Here is an 8,921-nt window from a genome sequence, read left to right on the forward strand (position 1 = left end):
AAGCCTGGGATCGGCAGAGCCCCTCGGTTTTACAACCTAACGGCGGGCTCATCCACGGGGAACCACAATCCATCCCGCAGCAGGGGCCGCGATCAATCGTATCGACTTCGGGACAAATTCGAGGGTGTTGTCGCGGAGCGGCGAGGGGCCGCCTCGTCTCGATCGGCCTTTTTTTCACACATTTAGCGGACGATTTACGCCGCGAGCGCACCCTGAGTCGCTGAGATTTGGGTGCAGACGACAAAGTGCCGATCGCGATCGGGGTTACCCTCGGATGCCTCCGCGCAAACGGCGCATGAAGCCATCAAACCTAAGAAGAATCGGTGTGTGAGACGATTCTGGTTCTCGTTTCGCACCCATCTAGGTTACAATCTTCGTACCTACCGTCGGGGAACGCCCCGTTAATCGCACCTTTCCTAGCCCCCTGTGTCATTGTGCGAGCTTGTTCGCATGACAGCCCAGACAAAACCAAGCGACATCCAGAAAATGAATCGCAGCTTCTTTGCAATGCTAAAACACCCCCTGTCTGTACTCCTGATCACCTGTTTTATCTCATGGACGATCGCGACCCCATCGGCCAGAGCCGACCAGTCCTTCGGCTTCGAGCCCAACGATGTGGTCGCCGTATACGGCAATGGTCTCGCCGACCGAATGCAGCATGACCCATGGGTCGAAACGATTCTGCAGAGCCATCTGAAAGGGATGAACGTCCGCTTTCGCAACATGAGCTTTTCAGGCGACATGGTCAACAAGAAACCTCGTAGCAAAGGTTTCACCAACGATGACGAGTACCTGCAACACGTCGCGCCTGATGTTGTATTCAGTTTCTACGGATACAACGAGTCGTTCGCGGGACCGGGCGGCGCGGATGCCTATCAAGCCGAGTTGGTCAAACTCGTTCAGCGATATAGCGCACTGCGGCGTGAACAGGGCGAAGATCTCCGATTTGTTCTGTTCAGCCCCATTGCCTATCAAAATACCGGCAATCGGCATCTTCCCGAGGGTACCGAGCTGAATGCGAATTTGGCGGTCTATACCGAAGCAACACGCAAAGCGGCGGAGGAAGCGGGCGTCACCTTTGTCGACCTGTTCAACCCCACCATGCAGTTGTTCACATCCAGTGCCGAAACGTACACGATCAACGGCATCCATCTGAACGCAAACGGTTATTACCAACTTGGCGGAATCATTTCGCAAGCCTTGCTGGGTAAGCCGGCTGCCGAGAAAGACGAGCTTGGCGACATCTATGCCGCAGTCAAAGACAAAAATTGGCATTGGCACAATCGCTATCACGCCACCGATGGCAACGACGTCTGGGGCAGCCGATCGACGTTAACCTTTGTCGATGGCCAAAGTAACGCCGACGTGCTGAAGCACGAATTGGTGATGCTAGACGTGATGACCGCCAACCGCGACAAGGCGATTTGGGCAGCTGCCGAAGGCAAAAAACATGTGGTCGACGACAGCAACGTCCCGCCACCCGTGAAAGTAATCTCCAACGTCGGCGGAGGTAGCAAAAGTTCGAGTGCCGAGAAAGAAGGCAGCATTGATTACCTGAGCCCCGAAGAATCGATGGCGCAGATCAATGTTCCCGAAGGTTATCAGCTGAACCTCTTTGCATCGGAAGTCCAATTTCCGGACTTGGCTAATCCTGTGCAAATGCAGGTCGACGCCAAGGGGCGATTGTGGGTTGCCAGCTGGAACACCTACCCCAAGTGGGAACCCGGCAAAGAGATGAACGACAGTCTGATGATCCTCGAGGACACCGACAAAGACGGCAAAGCCGACACTCGCAAAATCTTTGCTCACGTCCACAACCCGCTTGGATTCGAATTTTGGAATGGCGGCGTCATCGTCACCTCGGGCCCCGATCTGTTGTTCCTGAAGGATACCGATGGTGACGACAAAGCGGATTTGCGTTACCCCATTCTGCAAGGACTCGGAACCTCCGATACGCACCATGCCGCGAACAATTTGATTTACGGTCCTGACGGCGGAATCTATTGGCAAAGCGGTATTTTCTTGGTGCACAACCACGAAACGCCATGGAAACAAAACCTCACCATCGGCGATTCGGGGATGTACCGTTTCGACCCTCGCACCTTTGCCATCACGCCGCATGCGGCCAACGCTCCGAATCCACACGGCACCAGTTTTGACCGCTGGGGTTACTGCTACGCCAACGATGGTACCGGGGGCCGATCCTATCAAGTGCGTCCCGAAGGCAAGGGTTTCAAGATGCATACCCTGCTGACCAAAGAATTCCGTCCCGTTGCGGCCAACGCGATTCTTTCGTCGGCTCACTTTCCTGAGGAATTGCAGGACGATTTCCTGATCTGTAACACAATTGGTTTCCTTGGCGTCAAACAATACTCGCTCGATCGCGAAGGAAATGGCAAGGACCGAGCGTTCGGAGAAGTCTGGGGAACCCCGGGGCTTGAATTGCTCAACAGCGATGATCGCAACTTCCGACCGACCGATGCTGTCGTCGGTGAAGACGGCGCGTTGTACGTTTCCGATTGGCACAACGCCATCATCGGTCACATGCAGCACAACATTCGTGACCCCAATCGTGACCACAAACATGGTCGTATCTTCCGGTTGACCGTGAAAGATCGACCACTTCAAAAGCCAGTCGCGATTGATGGTCAACCGATCGCCGCACTACTGGAAAACCTGAAACACCCCGTCGATGGCGTTCGTCATCGGACCCGGGTCGAACTGAGTGCTCGCGACTCGGACGCCGTGATCGCAGCTGCTCAGCAGTGGATCAAAGATTTTGATCCGAACGATGAAACCGAAGCCCACCATCTTCTCGAAGCCCTGTGGTTGCACCAACAACATGGCGTGCGAAACGAAGAACTGCTCAATACGCTGCTCAGTTCGGACGTCAAGCACGCGGTCGTCGCGGCCAAGACGGTGAAGCATTTCTGGGAAAACGTGGACGCCACGGGAGCGAGTGGATTTGCGGCGAAAGCCGAAGTCGAGTTTGTTAAGTTCAATCCTCCGAAACACCTCAAAGGGGCCGACCGCAAGGCATACAAGTTGGGGGCAGAGGTCTATCAACGTGAATCACACTGTGCGACTTGCCACCTAACGCACGGTCAAGGAAGTGCGAACGTCTATCCACCGCTGGTCGGCAGCCCCTGGGTCAACGGCAGCGAAGAGCGACTGATCAAGATGGCACTGCACGGCGTGTGGGGAAAAATGACGGTCAACGGCAAGACGTTTGACCCGTCGCGTGGCGTGCCACCAATGACCGCGTTCCGTTCGTTGTTGAAAGACGAAGAACTGGCAGCCGTGTTGACGTTTGTCCGCAACACGTGGGGCAACCAGTCGTCGCCTGTCAGCGCCGCCAGCGTCAAGAAGGTTCGCGAGCAAACGAGTGATCGCAGCACGTTCTGGAAACCCGAAGAACTGCTCGCCGAGCATCCTTTGGAAGAAGCCCTCGAATCGAACAGCCCGGAAACCAAAGAGTTTTCCAACGAAGCTTTGGAAGCCGAACTGTTGAGCGCATCGCCTGCCGAACTGGCCAAAATTGCCATTTCCCGCGGCAACGTTCAGCGAGGCAAGAAGCTGTTCTTTGAATCAGGTGCGGCCTGCTTCGCCTGTCACGAACCGCCTAAGGGCGCCGCTCGACTCGGTCCCGACTTGGCCAAGATCGAGACCAAGTTGACGGCCGAGCAATTGGTGGACTCGATTCTGCGTCCATCAAAACTGATTGACAAGAATTATGCTCAAGTCAGTGTGCTCACCGTGGAAGGCAACGTCTATACCGGCGTTCGTGTCTCGGAGAACAAGGACGAAATGGTGTTACAAAACCTTGCTCAACCCGAGCCGATCAAGATCAAGCAGGATGACATCGAAGAGGTCGTCGAGTCCAAGGTGTCGATCATGCCCGAAAACTTGACGCGTCAGCTGAGAACCCGCAAGGAGTTCGACGACCTGATGAAGTACATCCTGGAAATCCGCAAGCGGTAATCGCAAGCGGGCCGATGAATTAAACAAAGCGGCGCGGGGACTAGTTCCCCACGCCGCTTTTTCATGCGCGGTCGATAGGTGAATACAATCGCAGCCGCGATGGATTATCTAAAACAAATATTATCTCACCTCCGAGCAACACGACGAGGAGACACTTTTGTTCGACAAACGGCTCGGCATACCGTCTAATGAAAGGCAGCCAAAAAGGATGTCACGGAAGATGCATTTGCATCGGCGGTGATGGTAGCGATTGCTGCTCGGCCCCCATCCCGGCTTGTCCGGTAGGTGCCCGCGTTTTTTTAATTAACACACACGGTGGCAACAAACACACTACCCCGGTTGGCTCGCCCAACCGGAATGGAAAGTTTTCCTGATGCCCAACCCAGTCTATTCCCTTGAGCAACTTAAGCCCGCTTTCCATCTGCGGTACACGTGGACTGGGTGGCCCACTTCGGGGACCAAATTTCCTTCAATGCCAACCGAGATCTTCTTTGATCCGCTCGACAGTGCTTGGAAATCAGACAGTCTTCGGCGAATCGCGACCGTTTGGGAAACAGACAAGATTCAATTCACTTTTGCCACAGTCCCCACCGTCGCACCCACGCTATTTGTCGCTCGCGTCAAAGGACGCTTACAACATGAGCTGCGATTAAGTGGAACGCCAGTGAAATTCAGCCGTAAGGTTGCATTTCGAGGAATTGGAAAAAACCATACTCGCGAAGTTACAAACTATATTCACAAACAAGTCGAGAAGGACGCATTCATTGACCGACGTCTTTTAGAAATACTCAAGCAATTTACAGTCATTGATCGCTCAGTAGCACTCGATAAACCGAGCGAATCCAACAGTGGGCGTTATTGGTACAACCTGCATATTGTTTTGGTCGTTGCCAATCGACGGCGTATTCGACTGGAACACGAGTTTGCAAAACTGGACCGTGCAGTGCAGGCGACTGCAACAAAACATCGTTACGGAATAGCGATTCGCGCATGGATGCCAGACCACTTGCATGTAGCGCTGCGTGGCCCCATCGCAGAGAGCCCGGCAGAGATCGCTTATGCAATCATGAACAATACCGCATTCGCAATGGGGCAAAATGCAATATGGCAACCGGGCTTCTACGCAGGAACTTTTAGCGAGTACGACGTTCACGTAGTAGGTGGATCGCACTGACCAGCAAAACTTGTTTTCCGGTTGGGCAAGCCAACTGGGGAAAAGGTTTGGCGACCGAAATATCTAATTGCAAAACGTTTGCTCCTGCCAGCAAGCTGGCAGGGGGCTTTTGCAATTCTGTGGCGGCTCGCATCTTAACCGCAACGAAAAATTGCCTAAATGTTACTTCGCCTCCACAAAAACACGTTGCTCTACTGCGCCACGGCTTCGAAAATTGCGATGCGTCCGTCGTTGCGTTTGCCCTTGGCGTTTTCACCGCCATTTGGCCATGAAAGGACAACGCCGTACAGCTTGCCGTCCTTTTCCACTGGACAGAATCCGTGCATGTGGTGCATGTACTCAAGCTCGTCGTAGGTTGCTGGAATCAGTGAACCGGCGGGCTTGCCGTCATTCATTACCAACACGGGAGCGACCCCGTTGGTCATCGACAATGGATTCAGCAGCGGCAAAAACATGCTCGAACCGTTATGCGAGATATTGCAAGGGTTCGATCCCTTAGGCAACTCGACGTAATACTGTTTGTCTGCTCCGGGTGCCTTGATCTGTGCTCCGCTGGCGGTGAAAGCATAGACGCGGCCATGGGCACGCGATGCGACTTCGACAATTTCTTGGCCACCCTCGGTAGCGACTTGAACACCGTGTGCGGTGTTAAAAGGTCCACCCACATTCTCTTTTCCGCCCCACGCTGGACCGCCCCATTGCCACTGGCCGTCACGCAACTCGGCCGACAACGCGTAATCGCCCGGAGCATAGCCGATCACGGTGACCAGTCGTTTTGCTTCAGGAAGGTAAACGACATCGCAAGGAGTGAATCTGCCACCGGCAGCGAAATACGAATTGACGGTCGGATTGTCAAACTCAGTGCCTTTGGGTTGTTTCAGATTGGCGACCACTTTGCCACGCTGCGAAACAACTACTTCGCCGGTGTTGGTCGATGCAAACGCCCAATACGACTGGCCATCCATCACGAAGCAGTCGGCTCCGTGAGCGTTCATGCCACCGGCGAAGACCGAATCTTGATCCTCAACAAGTTTCCATTCTTTCAATTTGGCATCCAGCGTTACCAAACCATGTTTGGCAACCACCGTCACGATCTCGTGGGTCGTCTGATCGACGTCCGCATTGTTGTGCAAACCACCTTTGGCCGCAGCAATCATCGCATCGGACTGCTTGCCCAGTTCGGGACGATGCTCCCAGCGGTAGGTCTTGCCGTTCGCGTTAAAGGTGTTTTTGGCAGTGGCTAAATCAACTGCTGCGGAAGGGTGATTTCCAGATGCATCATGGTCATGGTCGTGTCCCTCGTGGGCCATCCCCTGTGAGGAAATTCCAAATACGAATGCGATGGTGAAGCAGAAAGCAGCTCGGGTGTATGGCACAGTAGCAGACTCAATTGAGGAAGGAGAAGGGACAGGCAGAGGGGGCATTGTGATCAAAACCACGCCATAAATCAATCACCGCCTCCGTCCGCCCCCAACGCAGCGACATGCCGGAAGCGGCCGATTATCAACAATTTTGGCGAAAGTCTCAACAATCTCAGCACCGCTTCGCTTGGCTCAATTTTCAAGGGCAACCAAGCCAGCAGGGACGCAGCACCATCCAGAAAGCCCGCCCGCAACCTTACCCATTCTACCAAAAAGGTGTCCGACACCTTTTTTCACGCCGATTGCTCACATCGCCGCTATCATTTGCAGCGGCAAGCCCGTGAACTGCGGACCACGCCGGGTTAGCGGGTACTCATCCCGTTTTGTTCGCAGTGAACGAATGATCGCATTCGATGAATGACGCTGCGTACGATCGCCCCAAGCCAGAGCCAAACGTTGCCATTTTGAGCTAGCAACCACACAACGTTCACCGAGCTTTCAAAGGCAGCACTGCCAAGGTAGACTTTAACGCTCCGACCAAGTGACTTGTTCCTTCGCCTCTCGCTTTGCCTCTCTTCTCTCGGCTGCTGCGTTGCCTTCTGCTGGATTCCCAATTCTCCTTTCTCGCGAATGAAAAATAGACAAGGAAGATTGCGGTGGTTGTGCGGATTGTCGGCGGCAGGGTGCAAGAGTTTCAACGAATTGCGACGGTAACACAGCGAGTCCCCCGTCATCGCTCGTTCCCGCGTCCTAATCTGGTTGCAGATCGATATCCCCGCCCCAAGAGCAAGTTGCACTCGACGACTTGCCTTGGCGTTCGGCGATCACTCATGCAACACAGCCAGCTTCATGCAATAGATTCGAAAATGACAATCAAAAAGTTTCTCACACTCACTTGCGGCGTGATCGTGCTCTCTTCGGTCATGGTTTCGATGCACGAAATCCGTCCGGTTCAGGCGGCGACACCGAAAAGCTTTGGGTTGCCCGATTTTGAGATGAAAGGCACTTGGGTGTTCGCAGAATCAACGACCGACACCGGCATCCCCATCGAAAATCCGAAGATCGTGTACATCGAGGGCGTGCCGTTTGTCGTGGGTAAACGCAAAGGTCGATTCGAGACGTTTCAAGAAACCATGTTTGCAGGCGGCGACACCTACATCCGCCTGAAAACGATCAAGCTGATTCAGCAAGTTCCCGACTCGAACCAGTGATGTCGACCGCTAGTGCCCACGCCCCCGAGACACCGAGAAAGGTTAAAAGATGATCGGTTAAAAAATGAAGACAACGCAAGTCTTGCAGACCCAATCGTGACTCGGCATGGCATTCAATTTTTTTCTGTCGCACCAATTTTTCTGTCCTTCAGCTTACGGCCTACCGTAACGGAACGGGAGGTGAGAACCAGTGCAGCAAATCCAACCGAGGTTTACGAACGCAAAAGCCATACCAGCAGTGGCGAACAATCCATGTGGTGTGGGGGCTGCGAGCATATCGAAAAAGAGCCGGTAGATTCCCAAAAGTAAAAGGCAACACATGCCCCCAGCAAGAAATCGAAATATCGGTCGGACACCGTTTGGTTTCATGCGTGTGGGCTTCGGCTTGATTGAAAGGATCGAGGTCGGTTCGTATGGATTCAAAACAGGAAAGTTTTTTGCATCAAGCAGTTCGGATAACGAAATGCGATCTATGGAGGCACAGGAGGTGCATGCATAGATCGTGCGTTGAACTTTGTCGCCGCACTGGAGTACGCTGCGGCTCGGATCAGGACGGCTGATCCGCGAGAAAGAGTCTACTAGATAGGACTCGGGACAGGGGGCAGAGCGAAATTCCTGGTAGGGCCAGTTGAATCGGTGATGACAGTTGCGGCTCGATGTGCTTTGCACTTTCTACCTGCGTTTCGATGTACCAATCGTAAAAATCCGAACCATAGCAAGCGGTCCAGAACTGGCGATGGGACGACTGTTGCCGCTGGGCGTACCAGCTCGGACATCGCTTGTGCTCATGCCAGAACAACTCGCTCCAGGAGGGTTTGGGGCTTTCGCTGATCAGTTCCATCCGGTCGCTGCCGCACTGTTCACACAATAGGGCGAACTCGCTATTTAGCTCGGGTTCATCGTCTGTAGCGAACGAAGTTTCTTGCGTCTCAAGCTGCTCACGACAACGTGATAGATAATCGCTTCGGCGATTGTTACTCCAGCCGCCCCAGTAGCGAGTCTTTGTCAACTGATCCGGTTGAATGTGAAGACTCCAGCGCCGCATGAACTCGCTCACGCTGAGGGTGACCTGTTTGCAAGCCTCTTGGTGTGTCGTGTCCGCCAGTCTTGGGCTATCGCAAAGGTCCAGGGATTGGAATTGCCCACGAAAAGTTGACAGTGGACCGGTCTTAACGGGAAGGTAAATGGTGCGTC

5 protein-coding genes are annotated in these 8,921 nt (G+C 53.8%); 3 read left to right on the forward strand and 2 right to left on the reverse strand.

Annotated elements, in window-relative coordinates; all coding sequences use genetic code 11:
- Positions 1-507: 507 nt before the first annotated feature.
- Entirely contained in the window at positions 508-3,981 is a 3,474-nt protein-coding gene (locus ABD971_RS25635) for a PVC-type heme-binding CxxCH protein (protein ID WP_425571372.1), read from the forward strand.
- 472 nt (positions 3,982-4,453) lie between these two features.
- Positions 4,454-5,155 carry a transposase gene (locus ABD971_RS25640; protein ID WP_345326719.1) on the forward strand — a complete coding sequence of 234 codons (702 nt, stop codon included), beginning with the start codon at positions 4,454-4,456 and terminating at the stop codon, positions 5,153-5,155.
- 191 nt (positions 5,156-5,346) lie between these two features.
- Here ABD971_RS25640 and ABD971_RS25645 read toward each other — a convergent pair whose 3' ends face one another.
- The gene (locus tag ABD971_RS25645; RefSeq protein WP_345326720.1) at positions 5,347-6,531 is read right to left on the reverse strand and encodes a hypothetical protein; all 1,185 of its coding nucleotides are present in this window, start codon (positions 6,529-6,531) and stop codon (positions 5,347-5,349) included.
- Between the two features lie 851 nt (positions 6,532-7,382).
- Here ABD971_RS25645 and ABD971_RS25650 point away from each other — a divergent pair.
- The gene (locus ABD971_RS25650) at positions 7,383-7,727 is read left to right on the forward strand and encodes a hypothetical protein (protein ID WP_345326721.1); all 345 of its coding nucleotides are present in this window, start codon (positions 7,383-7,385) and stop codon (positions 7,725-7,727) included.
- A gap of 547 nt (positions 7,728-8,274) precedes the next feature.
- Here the strand turns inward: ABD971_RS25650 and ABD971_RS25655 are convergent.
- Positions 8,275-8,921, reverse strand: a 647-nt coding sequence (locus ABD971_RS25655) for a transposase (RefSeq protein ID WP_345326722.1), incomplete at its 5' end; no start/stop codon positions are given.

The organism is Novipirellula rosea (assembly GCF_039541335.1).
GTDB classification, from domain to species: domain Bacteria; phylum Planctomycetota; class Planctomycetia; order Pirellulales; family Pirellulaceae; genus Novipirellula; species Novipirellula rosea.